At 44.0% G+C, this 21,695-nt stretch carries 20 protein-coding genes; 8 read left to right on the forward strand and 12 right to left on the reverse strand.

Features of this window, described 5'->3' with window-relative positions; all coding sequences use genetic code 11:
• Nucleotides 1-357 precede the first annotated feature (357 nt).
• The gene (locus Q5691_RS00365) at nucleotides 358-1,815 is read right to left on the reverse strand and encodes a CHASE3 domain-containing protein (RefSeq protein ID WP_333210920.1); all 1,458 of its coding nucleotides are present in this window, start codon (nucleotides 1,813-1,815) and stop codon (nucleotides 358-360) included.
• Between the two features lie 565 nt (nucleotides 1,816-2,380).
• Nucleotides 2,381-3,883, reverse strand: a complete 1,503-nt coding sequence (locus Q5691_RS00370; RefSeq protein ID WP_333309936.1) for a methyl-accepting chemotaxis protein — start codon at nucleotides 3,881-3,883, stop codon at nucleotides 2,381-2,383.
• Between the two features lie 264 nt (nucleotides 3,884-4,147).
• On the opposite strand from Q5691_RS00370, the gene Q5691_RS00375 reads away from it, so the two are divergent.
• Entirely contained in the window at nucleotides 4,148-5,170 is a 1,023-nt protein-coding gene (locus tag Q5691_RS00375) for a cysteine peptidase family C39 domain-containing protein (protein ID WP_333210916.1), read from the forward strand.
• Nucleotides 5,171-5,406: 236 nt separating this feature from the next.
• Here Q5691_RS00375 and Q5691_RS00380 read toward each other — a convergent pair whose 3' ends face one another.
• Together Q5691_RS00380 and Q5691_RS00385 are read right to left on the reverse strand one after the other, a co-directional pair.
• Entirely contained in the window at nucleotides 5,407-5,895 is a 489-nt protein-coding gene (locus Q5691_RS00380; RefSeq protein WP_333210914.1) for a hypothetical protein, read from the reverse strand.
• 169 nt (nucleotides 5,896-6,064) lie between these two features.
• Nucleotides 6,065-7,093: an isochorismatase gene (locus tag Q5691_RS00385; RefSeq protein ID WP_333309933.1), complete on the reverse strand. Its 1,029-nt coding sequence runs from the start codon at nucleotides 7,091-7,093 to the stop codon at nucleotides 6,065-6,067.
• A gap of 78 nt (nucleotides 7,094-7,171) precedes the next feature.
• Here Q5691_RS00385 and Q5691_RS00390 point away from each other — a divergent pair, with 78 nt between their 5' ends.
• Both Q5691_RS00390 and Q5691_RS00395 read left to right on the forward strand, forming a co-directional pair.
• The gene (locus Q5691_RS00390) at nucleotides 7,172-7,903 is read left to right on the forward strand and encodes a TVP38/TMEM64 family protein (RefSeq protein WP_333210911.1); all 732 of its coding nucleotides are present in this window, start codon (nucleotides 7,172-7,174) and stop codon (nucleotides 7,901-7,903) included.
• Nucleotides 7,904-7,919: 16 nt separating this feature from the next.
• The gene (locus tag Q5691_RS00395; RefSeq protein WP_333343711.1) at nucleotides 7,920-9,455 is read left to right on the forward strand and encodes a mercuric reductase; all 1,536 of its coding nucleotides are present in this window, start codon (nucleotides 7,920-7,922) and stop codon (nucleotides 9,453-9,455) included.
• Nucleotides 9,456-9,599: 144 nt separating this feature from the next.
• Here Q5691_RS00395 and Q5691_RS00400 read toward each other — a convergent pair whose 3' ends face one another.
• From Q5691_RS00400 to Q5691_RS00410, 3 genes are all read right to left on the reverse strand, one after another.
• Nucleotides 9,600-10,190, reverse strand: a complete 591-nt coding sequence (locus Q5691_RS00400) for a Uma2 family endonuclease (RefSeq protein WP_333343712.1) — start codon at nucleotides 10,188-10,190, stop codon at nucleotides 9,600-9,602.
• Nucleotides 10,191-10,260: 70 nt separating this feature from the next.
• Entirely contained in the window at nucleotides 10,261-11,157 is an 897-nt protein-coding gene (locus Q5691_RS00405) for a phosphatase domain-containing protein (RefSeq protein ID WP_333343713.1), read from the reverse strand.
• Nucleotides 11,158-11,332: 175 nt separating this feature from the next.
• Nucleotides 11,333-12,418, reverse strand: a complete 1,086-nt coding sequence (locus tag Q5691_RS00410; protein WP_333343714.1) for a T4 RnlA family RNA ligase — start codon at nucleotides 12,416-12,418, stop codon at nucleotides 11,333-11,335.
• Nucleotides 12,419-12,608: 190 nt separating this feature from the next.
• Between Q5691_RS00410 and Q5691_RS00415 the strand changes: the two genes are divergently transcribed.
• Together Q5691_RS00415 and Q5691_RS00420 are read left to right on the forward strand one after the other, a co-directional pair.
• Nucleotides 12,609-13,169 carry a hypothetical protein gene (locus Q5691_RS00415; protein ID WP_333210901.1) on the forward strand — a complete coding sequence of 187 codons (561 nt, stop codon included), beginning with the start codon at nucleotides 12,609-12,611 and terminating at the stop codon, nucleotides 13,167-13,169.
• A gap of 145 nt (nucleotides 13,170-13,314) precedes the next feature.
• The gene (locus tag Q5691_RS00420) at nucleotides 13,315-14,367 is read left to right on the forward strand and encodes a hypothetical protein (protein ID WP_333309914.1); all 1,053 of its coding nucleotides are present in this window, start codon (nucleotides 13,315-13,317) and stop codon (nucleotides 14,365-14,367) included.
• A gap of 102 nt (nucleotides 14,368-14,469) precedes the next feature.
• Here Q5691_RS00420 and Q5691_RS00425 read toward each other — a convergent pair whose 3' ends face one another.
• The 3 genes from Q5691_RS00425 to Q5691_RS00435 form a co-directional block, all read right to left on the reverse strand.
• Complete coding sequence (locus Q5691_RS00425) at nucleotides 14,470-14,910, reverse strand: MAG6450 family protein (RefSeq protein WP_333309912.1); 441 nt, start codon at nucleotides 14,908-14,910, stop codon at nucleotides 14,470-14,472.
• Entirely contained in the window at nucleotides 14,911-15,366 is a 456-nt protein-coding gene (locus Q5691_RS00430) for a type II toxin-antitoxin system antitoxin SocA domain-containing protein (protein ID WP_333210895.1), read from the reverse strand.
• Nucleotides 15,367-15,443: 77 nt separating this feature from the next.
• Nucleotides 15,444-15,584: a hypothetical protein gene (locus Q5691_RS00435; protein WP_333343715.1), complete on the reverse strand. Its 141-nt coding sequence runs from the start codon at nucleotides 15,582-15,584 to the stop codon at nucleotides 15,444-15,446.
• Nucleotides 15,585-16,043: 459 nt separating this feature from the next.
• Between Q5691_RS00435 and hemC the strand changes: the two genes are divergently transcribed.
• The 3 genes from hemC (at nucleotide 16,044) to glgA (ending at nucleotide 20,047) form a co-directional block, all read left to right on the forward strand.
• Nucleotides 16,044-17,015 carry a hydroxymethylbilane synthase gene (hemC, locus tag Q5691_RS00440; protein ID WP_333210892.1) on the forward strand — a complete coding sequence of 324 codons (972 nt, stop codon included), beginning with the start codon at nucleotides 16,044-16,046 and terminating at the stop codon, nucleotides 17,013-17,015.
• A 359-nt stretch (nucleotides 17,016-17,374) separates the two neighbouring features.
• On the forward strand, nucleotides 17,375-18,199 hold the full coding sequence (locus Q5691_RS00445; protein WP_333210890.1) for a S1C family serine protease: 825 nt from the start codon (nucleotides 17,375-17,377) through the stop codon (nucleotides 18,197-18,199).
• A 420-nt stretch (nucleotides 18,200-18,619) separates the two neighbouring features.
• Nucleotides 18,620-20,047, forward strand: a complete 1,428-nt coding sequence (glgA, locus tag Q5691_RS00450) for a glycogen synthase GlgA (RefSeq protein ID WP_333210888.1) — start codon at nucleotides 18,620-18,622, stop codon at nucleotides 20,045-20,047.
• Nucleotides 20,048-20,290: 243 nt separating this feature from the next.
• Here glgA and Q5691_RS00455 read toward each other — a convergent pair whose 3' ends face one another.
• Together Q5691_RS00455 and rnc are read right to left on the reverse strand one after the other, a co-directional pair.
• Nucleotides 20,291-20,716, reverse strand: a complete 426-nt coding sequence (locus tag Q5691_RS00455; RefSeq protein ID WP_333210886.1) for a DUF1824 family protein — start codon at nucleotides 20,714-20,716, stop codon at nucleotides 20,291-20,293.
• Nucleotides 20,717-20,935: 219 nt separating this feature from the next.
• Nucleotides 20,936-21,649 (reverse strand): ribonuclease III, encoded by a 714-nt coding sequence (gene rnc / locus Q5691_RS00460; protein ID WP_333210884.1) that lies wholly within the window; start codon nucleotides 21,647-21,649, stop codon nucleotides 20,936-20,938.
• Nucleotides 21,650-21,695 lie beyond the last annotated feature (46 nt).

Genomic DNA, 21,695 nt, shown 5'->3' on the forward strand with positions numbered 1-21,695 from the left:
AGAAAAATGCTCCCTCTCTCCTCCTCCTCCGCTGCCCCACGGACGATCGCAGAGCGTGTTACAACCTAGTTAAGCGACCATATTCTGAACTTATGGAAATACTTGTGACGCTGGTGCTGGGTTCGGTGCTGTTTGTCTGGGGAATGCGCTTCGGGCGGGTGTTAGTTCGATCGTCCGTTACTGTTTAGGATTTGTTTAAGGGCAGAAATTCGATCGCCCTGGCTTTGGCGATGCGATCGCCTGCGAACACTTTGACTTGGATGCCGACTGTTTGACAAGCTGGGAGGGCAGGGAGCTCAATTCATGACTCAATGCTATCAATTGCTCGTCTGCTATCCCCAAAAGACTGAGCGCCATTTAGACAATTGAATTGAGATTTTGGGCTGCATCGTTCAATTGTTGAGTGCCTACTTTGGTTTGAGTAATACCACTAGCGGTTTCTTTTGCCGCTAGGTTGAGGCTGTTCATCGCATCGACTACTTGTTGAATGGCCACTGCTTGTTGTTGAGCAGTTAGAGAAATTTGTTGATTGTTTAATACCACATTGTTAACAGCATTTGCCACTTCCGAGAAAGCTGCTGCCGTTTCTTGACTGATTTTGGTTCCTTCTTCTACTGTTTTAGTACCTTCCTTTGTCACCGTTACGGTGGAATTTATCGCATTCTTGATATCATCGACTAGGCGGTTAATTTTCTCGGCTGATTTCTTACTTTTATCTGCTAGTTTGCGGATTTCTGTGGCTATGACAGTAAAACCTTTGGCGTTTTCGCCGGCCCGGACTGCTTCTACTGAGGCATTCAGTGCCAGCATATTTGTTTGATTGGCTAAATCTGTGACATCCGTAGAGATATTGCCAATCTGATGGGTTTGTTCGCTCAAGTTCAGAATTTGTGACGCTATCGCCCCGACATTTTTTTTCAAGATTGTCATCGATTCCAGTGTTTGCTCCACTGCTAGGGTTCCCTTTTCAGCGATCTTTAAAGCTTGCCGTGCAGATTCCGCACCAGCGTGGGCTTGCTGGGCTGATTGTTGGGAAGCAGCGCCCAACTCATCCATTGTGGTTGTAGTTTGATTTACCGATCTCGATTGCTGTGCTGCTGTACGTTCCTGCTGTTCAACTGTAGCAGCAATCTCTGTGGAAGAACTGGCGATCGTATTTGCTACCTGATTGATTGGTCGGATAATTTTATTTGAAATAAACAAGACAATAAATGAACCCAATACTACAGCAATAACCGTACCCCCTATAGAAACAATCGTCGCTAATTGCTCCGACTGTTTTGCTATTTTTGTTCGTTGAACCAGTAGAGTATCTTCTACCTTAAGCATTTCTGCCAGCTTATCCCTAATTTCATCCATAAATATCTTGCCTTTACCTGAAATCACCAAGGCTCTTAATTCGGGTTCGTTTCCAGCCCTTTTCAGGGATATAGTTTCCGCTAATTCATCTAGTTTTTGCTGAGCAAAATTTTCAACTTGCTCCAACCTTTTAACTTGCTCCGGGTTATCTTTTATTAACTCTTTTGTATCATTTACTGTTTTATAAAAGGCGACTCTCCCCTTGTTGTAAGGTTCTAAAAATTCCTCATTTCCAGCGAAGATAAACCCCCGCTGTCCTGTTTCAGCATCCAATAAACCTTTTTCTATAGCTTGCAAGTTTGTCTTGACTACATAGGTGTGCGTTTGCAACTCAATAGCTTCGGCTAAATTATCCATACTCAATTTAGTAGCCAATCCGATGCTAATCATTAACAAAAAAATTGAGCCGAAGCCTAACGGAACTACTTTACTCAGCCGAATAATATTTTGCGACATTGCCCTTTTTACTCCTTGATTAGTTATTTACTTTGGCAAAATAGATAGTGTGAAAAATGATTCCTTGCGTAAGTCCTATTAAAATAAGTTGCTAATTATGTCCTATACATTGATTCACCCTCTTCCCAAGCCTTCTGCCACCTCCGCCTGCCCCTCCTAAAAGAGCAAGGGGAAAAGGAAAAAATTTTATAGATGGGCGAGAAGCTTTAATCCTACTCTTACTGCCCTTATCCCCTGGTGCAAAATTGCGGGATGGGGGATGAGGGGGAATAACTAGCAACTTGCGTTATTAGCCTATTTCTTTACGCATATATCCGTCGATCTTAGTAGGGTTTTTCACTAGCGACTCTAGGGGCGGGTTTAATGGGGAATATAATAAATATGGGAGCATCTCATATTTGTAAAAACACTTCTTCTGGCTCCTTCCTTCTGACTCTTTCCTCCTGGCTCCTGGCTCCCAACTCCCAACTCCCAACTCCCATTTCTACCTTGGCTGCTTTCATTGAGATGCTCCCATAAATATTATTACTTGACATCCACAGAAAACCAGCATCTACCCACTAACTTAGACAATTGAATTGAGATTTTGGGCTGCATCGTTCAATTGTTGAGTGCCTACTTTGGTTTGAGTAATACCACTAGCAGTTTCTTGTGCCGATAGGTTGAGGCTGTTCATCGCCTCCACTACTTGTTGAATAGCCACTGCTTGTTGTTGAGCAGTTAGAGAAATTTGTTGATTGTTCAATACCAGATTGTTAACAGCATTTGCTATTTCCGAGAAAGCTGCTGCCGTTTCTTGACTAATCTTTGTTCCTAATTCTACTGTTCTAGTACCTTCCTTTGTCACAGTTACGGTGGAATTTATCGCATTCTTGATATCATCGACTAGGCGGTTAATTTTCTCGGCTGATTTCTTACTTTGGTCTGCTAGTTTGCGGATTTCTGTGGCTATGACAGTAAAACCTTTGGCGTTTTCGCCGGCCCGGACTGCTTCTACTGAGGCATTCAGTGCCAGCATATTTGTTTGATTGGCTAAATCTGTGACATCAGTAGAGATATTGCCAATCTGATGGGTCTGTTCGCTCAATTGCAGAATTTGTGCTGCGATTGCCCCGACATTTTCTTTCAATATTATCATCGATTCCAGGGTTTGCTCCACGGCTAGGGTTCCCTTTTCAGTGCTCTTTAAAGCTTGCCGTGCAGATTCCGCACCAGCTTGGGCTTGTTGGGCTGATTGTTGGGAAGCCGCGCCCAACTCATCCATTGTGATTGTAGTTTGATTTACAGAGCTCGATTGGTGTGCGGCTGTGCGTTCCTGTTCTTCCACTGTGGCCGCAATCTCTGTGGAAGAACTGGCGATCGCATTCACTGCGTCACTAATTGTTTTAGCAATACCTGAAGAGATTAAAAAGGCAGCAAGTAAGGCGATCGTGATGCCTAAGACGGCACCAACCAAAACGGCAGCGACTAAAAATCTGATATTTTCTTCTGCCTTGGAAGTTGCAGCGTCCAAAATTTCATGCTCTTTTTCATTAAAAGAGCGATTTAATTCGTTGAATTCATTGATGATTAATGTCCCTTTTTTCGTGGCAAAAACTTCTAGCGCTTCTTTTTGCTTTCCTTGCTTGACTAAATTAATCATTTGTCCAGCAAAATCATCATATTGTTTTTGTAAGCCCATTAATTTTTGCAATCGCTCTTTTTGTCTGGGATTTTCAATCGTCTTGCCTAGAGATGCTGCTGTTTCTTTAAATGTTTGTAAATTTTTCTGATAAGCATTTAAATAATCTCCATCCTTGATCAGAATATAGCCCCTAGTATCTCCCACCATCTTGGCCATGTAAAAACTCATAGAATCTGTCCCTTCTATGGCAATAAGCGAGCTTTTTGTTTGTTTATATGACTCGGCTATCTTACTGGCGCTAGAGAAAACTGGCGCTACTAATCCTACAAATAAAGCAATGGGAACTGCATATCCGAGTAACATCTGGTTTCTCAGCTTTAAGTTGACAAACATAGCAATCTCTCCTTTGGGGTTAGGTAGCTGAATTATCTGATTGTCAACCATTGATTCACACTCATCAATAAAAACCTGGCAAAACTTAATGTCGAGCAAGCGATGCAGGCCAAGCCTTTAGGATTAACGGTTGTTCTACCTGCTGCGATTTTGGTTGGATAAATCTTGTTTATTCGATTGTAGCGGGAAATTGAAGAACGAAACCCAAACATCGTCAAATTCTCTCTCCCACTCTTCCTCTCTCCTACTATTGATTGGGGTTCAAGTCGATCGCATAAATGTTACAACCTAGTTAAGCAACAAAATTTTGAGTTCATGGAAATAGTAGTGACGCTGGTGCTGGGTTCGGTGCTGTTTGTTTGGGGAATGCGGTTTGGGCGGGTGTTAGTTCGATCGGGAGTGACGGCTAATGATTTGTTTAAGGGTCGAAATTCGATCGCCCTAGCTTTTTTGGTTTTTTATATTGCCTTGCTGCTACTGGCTCTAAATATGCCTCAAATGCCTGTTTTGCCGATCGAGTGGCGCTTTCACGGGATGCAAGTTACTTGGACTTTGCTACGAGTGATGTTGATGGGAGTCTGCGGTATTGGCTTTAGTATAAGTTGGTTGACAGCGCGACCCCAAGTAATCGCAGTAATTTTAATTTGCTTGTTGGGATTGGGAGGATTTACAGGCGCTGAAAACTATTTCATGGCGCCAATTTACGATGATTTAATAGATAATTTGCAGCCAAACGGTGTATTTCGGCAAACATCTAACAGCAGTTGCGCCCCCGCGGCCCTAGCAACAGTGTTAAGGCGTTGGGGAATCGAGGCGACGGAATCGAGTGTAGCGCGTTTTGCCCGGACGAGTCGCTTGGGAACTTCCATGCCGCAGTTAATTATAGCAGCAAGAGCTTTGGGCGTAAATGCGATCGAACTAAGGCCTACTTGGGAGCAAATTCAGCAAATTAATCGCCCCGGAGTGCTAGCAGTTTGGCTATTTGACGGCCCTCGGAAGCTACCCCACGCGGTCGCTTTGCTGGGCATGAATGACAGTGTAGCTGCCATTGGAGACCCGGCGCGGGGCAGGATTTTCTATTTAGATAGGGCAACTTTTACCCAGATTTGGCGCGAAGAATACGTGCCGATTTTTCGTTCGGCGGATATCTTGTTAAGTGACAAACAAGCTGTTGACTATTTGAGTAAATTAGGATATAATTCTGGTAATTTGCAAGCAGATATCGAGCGCTTTCAAACAGAGAAAAAGTTAAAGGTCAGCGGCAAATTAGACCGAATGACTGAGTTAATGTTGAGCGGCAGTTTTTTGCAAGAAGTCCCCAGATTAGATGGGAAATAGTTATTGAAAATCGTCAACTGCAGAGGAACTATTGACCGACAGAGAAGAGGAATCATGCGGTTTTTTTCAAACAATCTTTGAGTCATTCGTTCCTCGATATCGCAAATATTCGATCGCCCCAGCAGATGATCGGCGATCGCACCTTGGTAGCATGGCTGCCTGAAATTACCGTAAGCGTAGGCAGTTGCATCTAATTTCTCGTATATTTTTACCCTCGATTGCACCTTGAGTACGCCTCACCGTTTTTGACAATTGGGAACAGTTGAGTCGCTCATTTTAGGCTCAGACAGCTTGACTTCCCATCCAGGTAAATTCCACCAATTAACTCGCTGATTCGGCTGAATCCAGAAGTTTAGTTGTGTAATCTTACCATCCTCAAATCTGAGTGTGGGAAAGTTAGGATAACTGGTATCATCGGTTTCGCGATAAGTGCGTCCCAGGTAATTTAGGCAGGTAGTTAATCCCTCAGTAATTCCCAATTCTTCGACTCCCGTTCCCTTCAATTTGCCATCATCGTAGCTGAAAGAACCGTCGAAGGAATTGCCCGCTAACCCGCCTTTGGTAACAGTGATGGTGAAATCGTAGGTTACGGGAACTGCGTAGGCTTGGGTTGCAGTGACAACTGTGCTCAGAAGAGTCGTGGCGATGGCTACCGAGAGTTTTGAAATTGCTCGCACACTCGCATCCCGAAAAGGAACAACACTATAAATTTCGCTTGCAGCCATCAGGAAACTCCTTGATTACACTTCTACAGTAAGTGATTTTTCGGATATGATATCATAAGTAATCCGTTAAATGCGATCGCAGCAAACTTCCCAGCTAACAAAAATTACCGTCACTGGTGAATAAGGTATACTTTTTTGCACTGAAAACCTCAACAGAAAACAAACGTCTTTAATCCCCCAGAATTAACTGAGTAGATTGAACAATATTCATTCCCGCCGCCGCAAATTTTTGATAAGCTGCATCTGCTTGTTCCGTAAAATCAACAACACCCGGAACAACCACAGGCGAAGTGCAATCTTCCAGCAAATAAACCTTGTTTGCCAAATTCGGATCTCGCGCCAAAATTTCCGTTAACAAATCATCAATTGTCCAAGCAACGCAGTGACTTTTGGCTTGTCCGGCAATAATTACCGCATCAAAATCGAGTAATTTATCAATAAACTTAGCATTCTTTTCCGCAATCGGATTGCCGTCGAATCCATCTAAAACTTCCGGCCGCAAAACCGAATAGTTTTCTGTCAGTGGATTCCCCCCTTTGATTTCAAAAAGTGCTTGGCTGTTGCGGGCTATAGTATGAAAAAATATTGCTTCTTCCACCGCAGAAACCAGCGCGTGTCCGATGCCACCCAGCATCGAGTGATAGGGCCAAATTGTCAGGGGGTATTTCCCATCGGCGCTGAGTTTTTTGACGTAGTGGCAAGCCTGTTTTTCCAGTGCTGAAAAATTGCCCCCGCTGATGCTAGCGGCGACGGCTGGATTGACTTTCCAAATGCCTTTTTCGACATCTTCAAGTGTAATAGAAGTTGCGGCGGGTAGGGGGTGTTCGCCAGCTTCGTTTATCCAAAAAATTGGATGAAAAATTTGCATGGCGGTGTGGGTGTCCATTGTCGGCGCAATGGTTGTAATCGCGTTTAAATTGCGGTAAATAAATTCGCACAGCCGCAGGTTGTCATCGATAGCACCGCTACCCGAACGCCCGCCCACAAATAATTCAAATTCGGGCAGACAAAAGGTATTTTGGGCATCGATTATCATCAAACAAATGCGGTTTTTGTCGCTGGATGCTGGTTGGATGTTGTGCTGCTTTGCCCAATCTTTCGCTTGGGTGGCGCGTTCTTGGTAGGGGACTCGCCAGACTTCGCCTATTTTTTTGGGGTCAAAATGTTCGGGGATTGGGAGTTGGGCTTTTGGTGTCATAACCTATCGCTTTTATGGTAGTTGACAGTAATAATTTAAGTTTGGAGTATAATGCTGATCAATATTTGCGGGTGAATCATGGCAAAAGCACGAATCCAAGATTATGCTAGGGTAAAATTTAAACGCATACTGTTGTTTTTTTCGATCGCACTTTTGCTTGCTATCTTAATTGTAGCAACTAGATCTGCCTACGTTCAAGATGTTTTGAGAACTCTGTTAATGCGGATCGAGGATTTAGGGTGGTGGGGGCCAGTGGCTTTTGTAGCTACTTATAACTTGGCTACTGTGCTGTTTGTACCGGGTTCGCTACTGACGCTGGGAGGGGGGGCGATTTTTGGTTTGTGGTGGGGTTCTGTTTACGTTTTTGCGGCGTCCATTTTAGGTGCTGTATTTGCTTTTGCGATCGGGCGCTATTTGTGCCGCGATCGCGTGGTAAAATATATGGAATCTCACCCCAAGTTTAAAGCTCTCGATCGCGCAGTTTCCCAACAAGGATTAAAAATAGTTTTTTTGACTCGTCTTTGTCCTTTATTTCCTTTCAATTTATTGAATTACGCTCTGGGAATCACTCAAGTTTCTTTGAAAGATTACGTATTAGGTTCCTTTGGCATGATACCGGGTACAATTATGTACGTTTACTCCGGTTCTTTGGTGGGAGAGGTGGCTGCGATAGGCACGGCAACTGTGTATGCAAGTCCTCAAGATTCCGCAGTAAAATGGTTGATTAATATTATCAGTTTTCTTGCTACTGTCGCTGTTACTATCTTGATCACTCGCATAGCCAGAAAAGCTTTGGAAAAAAGTATTTAATTAGGAGAATTGGCCAATGTCGCAGTCAAAAGTTGATCGCGTAACTGTCCCCCCGATGGACGAGCACAACCAAAAATTAGTCTCCTATTTGCATCCCCCCGATTGGGTAAATCCGCAGCCGGCTAGTTCTTATAATTTAGTAGTAATTGGCGCGGGGCCCGCTGGATTAATTGTTGCTGCCGGTGCCGCGGGTTTGGGCGCGAAAGTTGCTTTGATTGAAAAACATTTGATGGGCGGCGACTGTTTGAATGTCGGTTGTGTGCCGTCAAAAGCTTTAATTCGATCGTCTCGCACTGTTGGCGATATCTGGGAAGCCAATAAATTTGGTGTTAATGTTTCTGACAGTGTAGAAGTGGATTTTGCCGCTGTGATGGAACGGCTGCGCCGCATCAGGGCGGGAATCAGCGATGTTGATTCTGTTGAACGCTACCAGTACAAATTAGGAGTTGATGTTTTTTTAGGTTCGGGTAGTTTTACTAGCAATAATACCATAGAAGTTGCAGGTCAAACTCTTCGCTTTAAAAAAGCAGTAATTGCCACAGGTGCAAGGGCGCTACAACCACAAATTCCCGGCTTACAAGAAGCTGGATATCTGACAAATGAAACTGTGTTTAACCTGACGGAAAGACCTCAGCGTTTGGCAGTAATTGGCGCAGGGCCGATCGGCTGCGAATTGGGTCAAGCCTTTCGGCGGCTGGGTTCGGAAGTCGTATTGCTGCACAAAAATGCTCAGATTTTAGACAAAGAAGATGCGGATGCTGCTAAAATCGTGCAGCAGGCTTTTGTACGCGAAGAAATTCAACTAATACTAGAATCCACAATAGAGCGCGTTGAGCCAACAAATGCAGGCAAAATAATTTATTATAAATCTCAGGGTAAGGAAGCATCGGTAACAGTAGATGAAATTATTGTGAGTACAGGGCGATCGCCCAATGTGGAAGGGCTGAATCTGGAGGCGATCGGCGTCGAATACGATACACAAACTGGCGTATTTGTCAACGACAATTTGCAAACTACTAATCCCCGCATTTATGCCGCAGGTGATATTTGCATGAAACATAAATTTACTCACGCTGCTGATTTTGCCGCGAGGATGGTGATTCAAAACACTCTATTTTTAGGGCGCAAAAAACTCAGCGCTTTGACGATACCTTGGTGTACTTACACAAACCCGGAAATTGCGCGCGTCGGAATTGGGGAACACGAGGCTAAGGAAAAAGGCATTGATATCGATACATTTTTAATTCCTTTCAGTCAAGTCGATCGGGCAATTATTGACGGCGAAGAGGAAGGATTTGTAAAAATTCACGTCAAAAAAGGCAGCGATAAAATATTAGGTGCAACTATTGTAGCCCGACACGCTGGGGATATGATCAGCGAGATTACTTTGGCAATGGTTAACAATATTGGTTTGGGAAAGATTGCTAGCACAATTCACCCGTATCCGACACAAGCTGATGCAATTCGGAAAGCAGGAGATGCTTACAATCGCACTCGTTTGACGCCGTTGGTGAAAAATTTGTTTAATCGCTGGCTGGCTTGGACGCGATAGATAAATAATTGTGGAACAGGTATCTTGCCTGTTCATTATCGGCGTTTATGGGCGGCGTCGAAGCCCACCACAAAATAAAATTCACTCTCTGTGGAACAGGCAAGATGCCTGTTCATAAAAAAGGTGAAAAATTGAGGTGTGTTTTTATGCTTCTGTTTCTGTTTCTGTTTCAAATCCCACACCTTCATACAAAAGTGCGATCGGCAAATCAAACTCAATGCTTGATAAAGTGATAATCTCCCCAGCAGTGTAAGAATAGTACAGCCACATTCTGCCCTCGCCCCGACAGTAACGCTCAACAAAAATCTTTTGTGAATCAATCAAGATATACTCTTGCAAAGTCGGAATTTTTAGGTAACAAGTGAATTTTTCATCCCGATCTTTAGCACTTGTACTGGGAGAAAGAACTTCCACAATGATTTTAGGATTCTGAATGAAATTGCGTGAATTAATGTCTTCTGGATCGCAACTGACTATCACATCCGGGTAGTAGTAACGGCTTTGAAAGTTAACTTGCAATTTAACATCTGACACGTTCATTCGACAGCCTCTGGAACGCAGATGCGGGTACAAGTTCCTGTAAAAGTTAAGTGCCAGATCGTTATGAGGAATTGTACTGCCTGTCATGGCAAAAACTTCGCCGTTGACATATTCGTGGCGAATCTCTTGTTGAGCTTCCCATTCTAGGTATTCCTCAACCGTCATTTTTTGGGGTGCTTGGGGAATGGCTATCATAACAAAATTTTTTGTAATGTTACTTTGATTATAGCATTAGGCATGGGACAATTGTCAGAAAAACCATAGGTCAAAAATCCCCTTCATCTACTTGGAATACCGTCAATCCCAAGCCTCTCCACATATCAACAACTTGCTGGCGATCGTCCAACACAAACTTAACATTATATTTCCCTGCAATATGCTGCCGATACAACTCTTCTTTCATAATCGCATCCTTCCTCATATCTCCGGTTTTCCGCAGATAAAGGGCAGCATAATTAACCTCATACTGCTGCAACCATTTTTCAGTTTGAGGCTGACAGTCATCTGTTCGGCCCGACACTACAATAATATGGGCGCTGGTTTGCCACTTGCGAACGGTATCTAAGACGGGCTGATTCGGTAAATCGCGATGGCACGTTGAAGCATCAAAAGGATTTCTGCCGTTGAGAAGTGCCAGCGTACCGTCCATATCAACAATAATTGCATCCGGCAAATCCGGGTTATATTCCGGCGGCCCAACCGGAACCCGCACATACTTATTGTACATCTTCATGATCACATCTTTGCCCACCGAATTAAGCCTTTTCAAATCCCGTTTAATACATTCTTCAACCGGAACTTGCAGGAAAGAATCATTAACTTCGACAACAGCTTTACCTTTAACCAACTCCTTGATATGCTCGATGTGATGATCAAAATTAGTATCATCAACAATGACGTGTTTGCCACTTTCCAAAGCCATCAAAATAATCGTATCTCTCAATTTCACAATAAACTTTTCATTTGCCGGCGACCAATGAGAAGCGTGAGCCATTTCTCTGAGCAAATCTTTATTGCTACGCACCCACTTGGCAGGTTCAGACAGCAGCAATTCCCTAGCAAATTGAGATTTTCCCGAAGCAGGTAAACCGACAAGTACAATAACTCTTTTCATGGCAATTGGTAAGTGGTAATTGGTAATTGGTAATTGGGCAGTGGGCATTGGGCATTGGGCATTGGGCATTGGGCATTGTTTAAATACTTACCTCTTCCTGACATCCGTTACATCCGTTACATAATCCGTTGCCGAACTTCCCTTTTCCCTCTTCCTTAAACATCTGCCTCACGCTCGATAATTAATCCGTCTATCCGTGTCAAAATCCGTGTCGTGCCTTCTTCTACAAACCTAGATGGATGTAATCTAAACCCAATAGATCCTCTATTTTATGAATAGTAACATCGCGGAGAGCTTCTTTCACTCCCGCAACTCTTCTGGCCCGCAAAGAAAACAAAATCCCGGAATACGACAAATGTTTCACAGCTAAGGCAAAATCTTTCTGAACTTCGATATGTTCATGCTGTCGGTAAGCTTCCTCGATTTCTTCAACCAAAGATTGATATTTGTCCTTAACTTGTTGATACAACTCACTCCACTCAGGAAAATAAGCTAAAAACTCTTCTCCTTCATTAGTTAAAACAATTTCTATCAGGCGGCGCGTCGAAAACCCTTCGCGGAGATGGGAAATTGCGACATATTGCGGAGACTTAACTTTAACTCGGTTGAAGTTAGCGTCGCAGATAATATACCCTTCCGAATTCATCGGATCTAAATGTTGAGCCGCTTCTATAACTTCTTTCCAGCTAGTTAAAGGATAGGATGCTACCAATTCCCAGCCGTATTTATTGGCCCAAAGACTGGGGTCGGTTTCTAGCAGTGTTTGAGTGTTGCGAACGCCGTGTAAGACGATTTGATTGTTAGTTTGCTGGACAACTATTCTATTGTAAGGCGTCATCAACTCAAAGATAAAACACTGGTCGGTTTCTTGTGGCAATTGATATCCCAATTCTTGCCAGACTTTCCAAAAAAGTTCGGCAAAGCTGAACCCAAAACCATTAACTTCGCCGGCGGCGTCGGGAGTGCCGCTAGATTGCACTCTCCATTCTCCCTTGTAAAAATACAGTACAGTCAGAGAACCGTCTAGTTTTTCGTAAACTTTGGCATTTGTCCAATCAATTGCAGTGGCGTGAATTTCTCCGTAATTAAAAAATTTGTCGTAGGGATAAGAAACTATCTGCCAATTTTGAGATGAATCTAAAATAATGCCTCGGCACTGCTGGACTATTTTTTCGCCCAGGGGAGATTCTATCTGCGAGTATTTCAGACAGACTAAATCGGGATATTGGCGGTGGCGGGTAACTTTGATATGATAAGTTTCGGACAAAGTTTCCAATCCGTACTGGCGCAAATACTCTTGCAGTTCCACGATCGACTCCTAAATTGCTCGCCTTCTCTATATTATAGATGACTTCATATTCTGGCAACCTTGTCAAGATAGTCAAAAAACATTTTTCCCGGAAAAGCGAGTGTTAATTTGGTATTTTGAATTAGGGTTGTAGATAGGTGAATGCGGTTTGCCGCCCAACTAAACTCTTGGAATATTAAGGAAAAAGACCGTGAAGAAGAAATTATTACTTTTGGCTACTTCTGCTGGTGTATTGACTGCTTTAGTACCTCTCTCGGTTGTTTTTGGCTCTTCGCAATTGTCGCAGCGACAATCGGGAACAACACAAATTGCTCAAGGAGGCACTGCGGTTCCGGTAAATCAAATTTTGCAAAAGTTAAAAGGCAAAACGCAAGTGCCTATTTTTATTCCCAGCAGGATTCCGCTTTCGGGAAAAATGTACTATCCAACTACAGCACAAGCAAACAGCTATGCTATTTCAATCGATCATAAACCAGATTGCGGCGGTACGACAGTTTGCTCTTTTGGGTCAATTCTAGGTCAAAAAGGCGGGGAGTTTACTACAAAACTAGAAGGGGTAACTAAGACGTTAAAAAATGTCAAACTTGCGGGCGGAGTGAAAGGAGTTTATCATAACGGTTGCGGGGCTTACTGCACAGCAACTCTTCAATGGAAAACTCAGGGTTTTATGTATACCGTCGCCATTAAGAACGGACGAGAATCTGATTTAATTTTAATAGGAAATTCTGCTATTCAAGGTGGGAAGCGTTAAGTTTGGCAGTCGGAGAGGCACAACTTCTATATGTAGGGTGCGTAAGGGCGCACCTTACGTTTATTGTATGATATATCTTAACTCGCACTCGCCCCTTACAAGATGCTATATTTTTTTGCGCTTACCTACTTAGGGAGAAATGAGGATGAGGGGAAAATGGCTATTGGCGGCGATTTTTACTGGTGTGGTGACTGCTTTTACGATTCCCTACCCTTCGGGAACCCCTGCGGGGAACGGGATAGCTTCGCTTCACGCACCTTTGACACCAAACTCAGCGTTAGCAAGGACTCAAGTCCCGATTACAGAAATCCGCTGGTTTAATTATTCCCCTGAAGATAGCTGGCAACCGATACAATTTATTGTACCCGATCGCAACACTGCAACATCTGCCGGCAGCCGCAAGTTGCGGTTGTACGATGTTCATATTGCCAAGATGTTTGAGATTTCGCGTTTTTTGTGCGATCGCGATCGTGCTTCTGAGGGTTACAATTGGTCTTATCAAGCAGAAAATGGCAGTATTGAGATGGGACGCTTCAAAATTACCTGCAATCTCGCCCGTTCCATAGCCACAGCTTACGGCTTAGGAAAACCCGAAATTACAGTGATTCGCCGCAACTTCAACCTGAACAACGGTCGCCCTTCTTTTGCACTAGAAAAATACTCGATTCCCACTCTCAACATTGCTAAAAATAGAGTTGTGCAGTGGAGAGAGTTTGTGCAAAAGTTTCCCTCAATCCCCGATTATTCAGGCGCAAAACAGGCTAACAGTCGTTTTCCTGCGAGTAACATCTTCAGACAAATCAAAGGCAAAACGCGAGTGCCTGTTTTTCTTCCGAGTAGACTTCCTTTATCAGACATTCAGCAACTTGATTTTGATGTGCAAGCCGGTGCCAACGGTTACATTGTGGGAATGTATTTAGGCAAAGGATGCCGCGCCGGAGCCTGTTATTTCGGCACAATCGAAGCTAAAAGAAATGAACCGTTTTCGCCTCCTTCCCGATTGCCGCAGGATACTTACAGAAGCGTTGAATTGGCGGGCGGATTCAGGGGGATTTATTTCAATAATTGCGGTGCTTACTGCACTGCTTTTGTTGAGTGGCAAAGGCTGGGGGTGCTGTACCGAGTCACAAGGAAAAACGCACGGCAGCAAGAAGTTGTCCAGATAGCAAATTCTGCACTTCAAGCAGGCCAACGTTAAATTTGGGTGATAAATGGAAAAGGTACGGGCGAGCCAAGCTATCCCGAACGCGCGTGCGTTCCCGCAGGGTAGGGAATCGACCTTTTTCACTCCTCATAAACTTTATTCTGGACAAACTGAATGGTCGCGGTCAAACCAAATGATGTAGTAAACAGACTGAACGCGAAACCCAAATATCCGTTTTTTCTCATCAATTCGCATTTCGGATAACCTCTCATCTTCAGGAATATTGTCAGGCAAAGTCGGATGAAGGTTAATCAACTTATAACCAGTTCCCACTGATTCACCTCGTTTTTTTGATCCGTGACCTTTGATTTGGCCCCAAGTATATTTATCAATTTTCTTTAGTCCTTCAATTAGGTCATTGATTTCTGATGATGTCCAGTCAGACAAAAGCCAACGATTTTTATCTGCATAGGTAAATCTGAAGCTAGGATGCTCATCATCTGTACTGCTTGGTCGATTTAACTGAGTTGCTTGCTCTGGAATTCTACTTTGTTGCTTTTTTTGAGATGGCTTTGGTATTTGACTTTTTTTCCCCACTTACGCCTCCACCAAAGGTGCATAGCAGGATTTCATATCCTCGCGGGAGATGATTTTAGTTGAGGTTTCGGCAGGTTCTAATCCCTTGCGGGCGTTGAGCCAAGGTGTCTCTGATTGCGTCAATTCTGCAAGATGTTTAGCACTTAATTCTCCATAAGCATTCCAAACTTCTTCGAGAACCTCGATCTCATCTTCATCAAATTCTTCTTCAAAATTATCTGGAGCTGGAATATCGCTATATTTGTAAGCTTTGTACTCATCCCAAACATCGCGGACAATGGGGCCGGAAACCCAAGCTTCAATATCTTGCTCAAATAGCGGCTGGCTTCTAAAGACTAAACTCCAAGCTTGTGCATAATACACGAGCTTTTGCAGTTTCAGAGGAGAAATGGTATCGCCTGCTTCTCGATCGACACGACATAAAAAGTAACGAGCTACGTCAAGAGCACTTTTCATAGTTTTAGGATTTTAGTAATTTGACAAATTCACTTTTGATGCTAAGCTATTTGGTGGCTTTAGAAGTACGATCGCAATTACGATCGCCCTTTTCCCCTCGCAACTACATTTCTCTCCCCAAATCCCGCAACCTTTGAGCTAATTCTTTCTCGCTGCTGCTGAGCTAACTCGTCATGCCAACCAGGTTCATCCGGATCGACCCTAGGTAAATCGTACATCTTGCACCATTCTCAAGAACAGGCAAGATGCCTGTTCCACAAAGAGTAGATTTTCTTGTGGAACGGGCATCTTGCCAGTTCCTAAAAGGCTTATTGACAATGGTGCAACCTCTCAGTGAATAGTACATCATCGGCAGCCTTTGCTTCGGAATGTCGATCGCCCCCATGCCAGCGACGCCCAATGCTGGATGGGAAACATCATCAACGCTCACTGCTACTGGCGGTCATACCATTTTAGATTTTAGATTTTAGATTTTAGATTTTAGATTGGCAAGGGCTTATTATGTAAAGGTTTGGAGCTTGCCTACCGTTGCATCCTTTTTTCAAACAGGCGGTCAAAATCTGGTATTTCTATTTGATCGCCCGAATTATCCCAACCAGCAATTAAAGTCCCCACCTGCGGTACGCTAGATCAGGTGAATATATTGGCTGATTTCAAGCTATCCTCCGATCGATCTTATGTCCCCAACCACATCTGCCCCTTCCCGAACCGTTCGCATCGGTTCCCGCAAAAGCCAACTCGCTCTCGTGCAAACCCACTGGGTGCAAGAACAGCTACAGAAACACTTCCCGCAACACACTTTTGAAGTCCACACCATGTCCACCCAAGGGGACATAATTCTTGATGTCGCCCTCGCTAAAATTGGCGATAAAGGACTTTTCACCAAAGAATTAGAAACGGGGATGATTAACAATGAAACGGACTTTGCCGTTCATTCCCTCAAAGATTTGCCTACCAATTTGCCCGAAGGTTTAATTTTAGGATGCGTCACCGAACGGGAAAATCCCGCTGACGCCCTGGTAGTTCACTCCAAGCACAAAGACAAGCAACTCGACACCCTCCCAGAAGGTTCAGTAATCGGCACTTCTTCCCTGCGGCGGCTAGCTCAACTGCGACACCATTTCCCTCATTTTGAATTTAAAGATATTCGCGGCAATCTCAATACTAGACTCGCTAAATTAGATGAGGGAGGTTACGACGCGATTATTTTAGCAGTTGCCGGCCTCGAAAGATTGGGAATGGGCGATCGCATCCACCAAATTATCCCTGCTGAAATCTCCCTTCACGCCGTCGGACAAGGTGCTTTGGGCATCGAATGCCGCGCCGGAGACACCGAAATCATGGCAGTGATTAAAGCTCTTGAACACTCGGAAACCGCCCAAAGATGTTATGCTGAACGCGCATTTCTGCGGGAATTAGAAGGCGGCTGTCAAGTGCCGATCGGCGTCAATACCAAAATAGAAAACGGTCAATTAACCTTAACCGGAATGGTATCGAGTCTCGACGGCCAGCGATTCGTCAAAGATACTGTTTCCGGCGCCGCCGAGACTGCTGAAATGCTGGGAATTGACCTCGCTCACCGACTGCGCCAACAGGGTGCTAGTGCAATTTTGGAGGAAATATTTGTCGAAGTTCAACGTGGTTCATAAAACCGATTCGCATCTGTTTGTAAATGCTTTGAGACGCAATATATCGCCTTTTGTAAAATAAAAATAACAGGCGGTTTGCTTTGGCTTTCACAGGTAGAGTAGCAGTCTGATTGTAGATTTTTGATGGGATTTTAGGTAGGACTTGTGCGATAGATTTCAAAAATATCTGACTAATTTAGGACGATCCGCACGGGTGTTAAGCAACCCGGTTTCTGATGTAAGTCTCGCTGTATAGCCCAAGATTTATGGTAAAAACCGGTTTTTTTTTCGTAAGTCCTATAATTCTTAACATCCCCATCCACAATCTACAATCAAACATCCAAAATTAATCAGCAATTTATTTCAGGTAAAGGCCCAATATGAGCGCTAGAGAAATTCAATTAAAGCTGGAATTGAAAAAGGTTCAGCAACTATATAGAAAAATGCAAGCAGACCAACAAGCTTTGCAGAAGCAATTGAAAGAGTTCAAAACTCAAGCAGGAAATTTTTCTGATGTAGTCGAGCAAGTCTTGCCGTCCTTAGTTTCAATTTACGTCATGGATTGGGATACAGAAGAAGAGATTTCTTCAGGAAGTGGGTTCTTTGTATCGCCGGACATAATTGTTACGAACTATCACGTCGTAGAAGATATTGCCGATCAAGATTACTTCTATGAAGAAGATGAAATCGAACAGGTTTTAGTCGAAACTCACGACGGAAAATTGAGATTGGCCGAGGTGGTGTTTACTGGTAATGCTGAAGAAGATTTAGCATTACTCTTAATTAGCGATTTTACCTTCGACCCGAATACAGGGGAACAAGTGGACTCTCCCCAAGAATATCCTCCCCTAGAGTTGTCTTTTGATGTGAAAGTGGGAGATAGAGTAATTGCCGTCGGCAATCCTTTGGGGCAGTTTGCTTCAACTGTAACTCAAGGTATTGTGAGTGCAATTCGCGAACCAGAGGAATATGAGGAAGGCGACGATGAAGATGATGTTGCTGAGGTGAAGGTGTTGCAAACTGATGCGGCGATTAATCCGGGAAATTCTGGCGGCCCGTTGATTAATATGGCTGGTCAAGTGGTTGGTGTGAATACCTGGGGATTGGAAGATGCCGACAGTATTAATTTGGCGATCGCCTCTGAAGCTTTGGATGATTTTCTAGCGGGATTTGAGGAGACATTTGAGGAGAATTCTCAGAATTAGTCGGGAGTTATCCGTAATATGTGATTCGGGCGATCGCCCTTGTTCTCAGAGGGGATGGAAAAGGCGATCGCTATTTTTTTAATTACATACTGAATTACATATTGAGGGCTTTGCGTTCAGTTTTACTAATGCGTAAAAAATCTCAAACAGCATACCATTTTTGATGTTTACCGTCATTCAGAAAGTGACATATAAATTTGATTAGAACCTGAAAATTGTCGCGGGAGGGGAGTCGGGGCGAGGACTATTTTTTTCACTGCACAGCGACGCGGATGGAAAAAGGGCGATCGCATTCTTGAGTAAACTGCGATCGCTACAGCAACTCAGATTTATACTTGTTTTTGGCAGGCGCGTTAATATTGTGCCACTCGCCATTTAAACTTAATCTAGACTAACAATCTCAAGGAACACAAAAAAATAATGCGTATTTTATTTGTATCCGCCGAAGCATCACCCCTCGCCAAAGTCGGCGGTATGGGCGATGTCGTCGGCGCTTTGCCGAAATTTCTGCGGCGCATGGGCCACGATGTCCGCATCTTCATGCCCTACTACGGTTTCGTCCCCGACAAAATGGACGTTCCCAAAAAACCTGTTTGGGATGGGTCTGCCATGTTCCAAAGCTTCTCGGTGTTTGAAACTGTTTTGCCGGGAACCGATGTACCTTTATACTTATTACAACATCCATCTTTCTTGCCGCGCCGCGTTTACGGCGGTGTAGATGAAGATTGGAGGTTCACTTTCTTTGCCAATGCTGCGGCTGAATTTGCCTGGAATCATTGGAAGCCTCAAATTATTCACTGTCACGACTGGCATACGGGGATGATACCTGTTTGGATGAGCCAAGACCCCGATATCAGCACGGTTTTTACTATTCACAATTTAGCTTATCAAGGGCCGTGGCGCTGGCGTTTGGAGCAGATGACTTGGTGTCCTTGGTATATGCAAGGTCACAATACAATGGCTGCCGCAGTACAGTTTGCCGATCGAGTAAATACAGTTTCACCGACTTACGCCGAGCAAATCAAAACCCCAGCTTATGGGGAAACTTTGGAAGGTTTGCTGTCTTACCTCGGCGGTAAAGTATCGGGCATTTTGAATGGAATTGATACAGAATCTTACAACCCAGCAACTGACAAGTACCTCCATCAACAATTTAGTGTTGATACTATTGAAAAGCGCCCCGCTAATAAAATTGCGCTGCAAGAAGAAGTCGGTTTGGAAGTAAATAAAAATGCCTTTTTGATCGGCATGGTGACGCGGCTGGTAGAACAGAAAGGATTGGATTTGATAATTCAAATGCTCGATCTGTTCATGGCCTATACCGACGCTCAATTTATTGTACTCGGAACGGGCGATCGCTACTACGAAACCCAACTCTGGCAAATGACAGCCCGCTATCCCGGTCGGATGTCCACCCAACTACTTTACAACGAGGCCCTCTCCCGGCGCGTTTACGCAGGCTGCGACAGCTTCCTGATGCCCAGCCGTTTCGAGCCCTGCGGCATCAGTCAAATGCTCGCCCTCCGCTACGGGTGCGTGCCAATGGTTCGTCGCACCGGCGGTTTAGTCGATACCGTTTCCCACAACAACCCGATCGACAATACCGGTACCGGTTACTGTTTCGATCGCTACGAACCCCTGGACTTGTTCACCTGCATGATCAGAACTTGGGAAGGTTTCCGCTACAAAGATAAGTGGAGAGAACTGCAACAGCGCGGCATGAGAGAAGATTTTAGCTGGGATATTTCGGCCCGGAAATACGTCAACTTGTACAGCGATATTTTGGGACTGCCACCCGAAGGAATCGCACCGGAACAAGAGCCAGAATTGATCGTTGGTAAGGGTTAATCTTAGTAAGGTGCGTCAGTCGGTGTTTGATTCGACTGAATCGAAGGGCGATCGGCTGACGCACCCTACAGCTTAGTCCGCAGTCAGTCAATCGATTTTAGATTTTAGATTTTAGATTTTAGATTGAAGCATTGACCCCACGGATAAATTCGGGGGCTTGTATCCTGGATGCTTTCAGTCGGTTTTTGATTCAATTTAGTTGATCGACTGACTACTGACTAATGACTACTGACTAATGACCAATTAATCAAATAAATCGAGAGGTAAATGACCATAAGTGCCAGTAACTCCATCTTCTGAGGCAGATTGACACGAAATCAAAACGCCCCGGTAAGTTCCGGGATAGCCGTCAACATAATACGACCCCTTCAAAGTATTGAACTTAATATAAACGGAACCCGCAAAGGTCGAGACAGCATTGGGCTCTAAAACAGCTTGATATCCCAAAGCTTTTAAATAAGCTTCTAAAGCTAAAAACCCCTCATCCATCGAAGAAGCGCACACTCCCAACATTTGATAATCCGACAAACTTGCTACCAGCAAAATCGCTTGACGGAGTGCCTTTTTTTCCAACGGCGATGCTACAGATTGCATATCCAGACAAGTGAAATCTTTGAGGATTTGCTGTGCTTCTTCAACAGTTAGGGTAGTCGGGTTTTGAGTAGACATGAATTGCTCTGATATTTCCCAAAATTAGGATCGACACTGGGGTACTCGTCAACGAATTTCTGCCATTGCGACCCTCGATCGACGGCGGTAACACTTGCACAAGTTCTGATTATAGCCCATTGTGTGCTCTGGCAATCAATTCGGGCGATCGTCTTCGAGGACTTCGCCAATGCCCGTATCGCACAAAAAAGTTAGTAGTTTTTACCGATGTTTTCAAATTTAGATCAATCCGCGTTTTTTCAGCTTTGCTAGTGCATCTTCTGCCGCATTTTTCTCAGCATCTTTTTTGCTTTTGCCTTTACCTTCTCCATAGAGTTTCTCTGCAACATAAACTTTAGCGAGAAATTCCGGCTTGTGGGGTGTGCCTCCTGCTTGGATAGTCACGTATTTGGGGGGAGTCGTGTCACCATTGGCCTGTACCCATTCTTGGAAGCGATTTTTCGAGTCTACAGTCGATCGAGTTTCCACTACATTTTCGGGAACAGAATCAAACATTTGTTGGACAAAGCTGCGAACTTTGTCCATGTCTTGCGTGTCGAGATAGTAAGCGCCAATAAATGCTTCAAAAGTGCTACTGAGCAAATTTGGATTAGTAATCCCACCTTCTCGATAAGCTCCTTTTCCGAGCCGCATTTTTAAGTCTAAACCTATTTCAGTAGCAAATCTGGCTAATTGTTTTTCATCTACTAATGCAGAACGCCGGCGAGTCAGTTGGTCTTCTCCCATTTCTGGATGACGCTGATAGAGATATTCGCCGCTGAGAAAAGTCAGCAAAGCATCGCCGAGAAATTCTAAGCGTTCGTTGTCTTCTTCGCGGAATGTGGGGTTTTCGTTGACGTAGGAACGATGGGTTAGTGCTTGGCGCAGCAGTTTTTCATTGTTGAATTCGGGAATGGTCATTTGTATTTCTTTTGTTGGGTTAGTTAATTGCATGGGAGTTTTGTAAGGGTTATTGTTTGTGGACTTTGGTGTTATTATG

It is taken from the genome of Microcoleus sp. w1-18aA5 (assembly GCF_036701705.1).
GTDB lineage: Bacteria > Cyanobacteriota > Cyanobacteriia > Cyanobacteriales > Microcoleaceae > Microcoleus.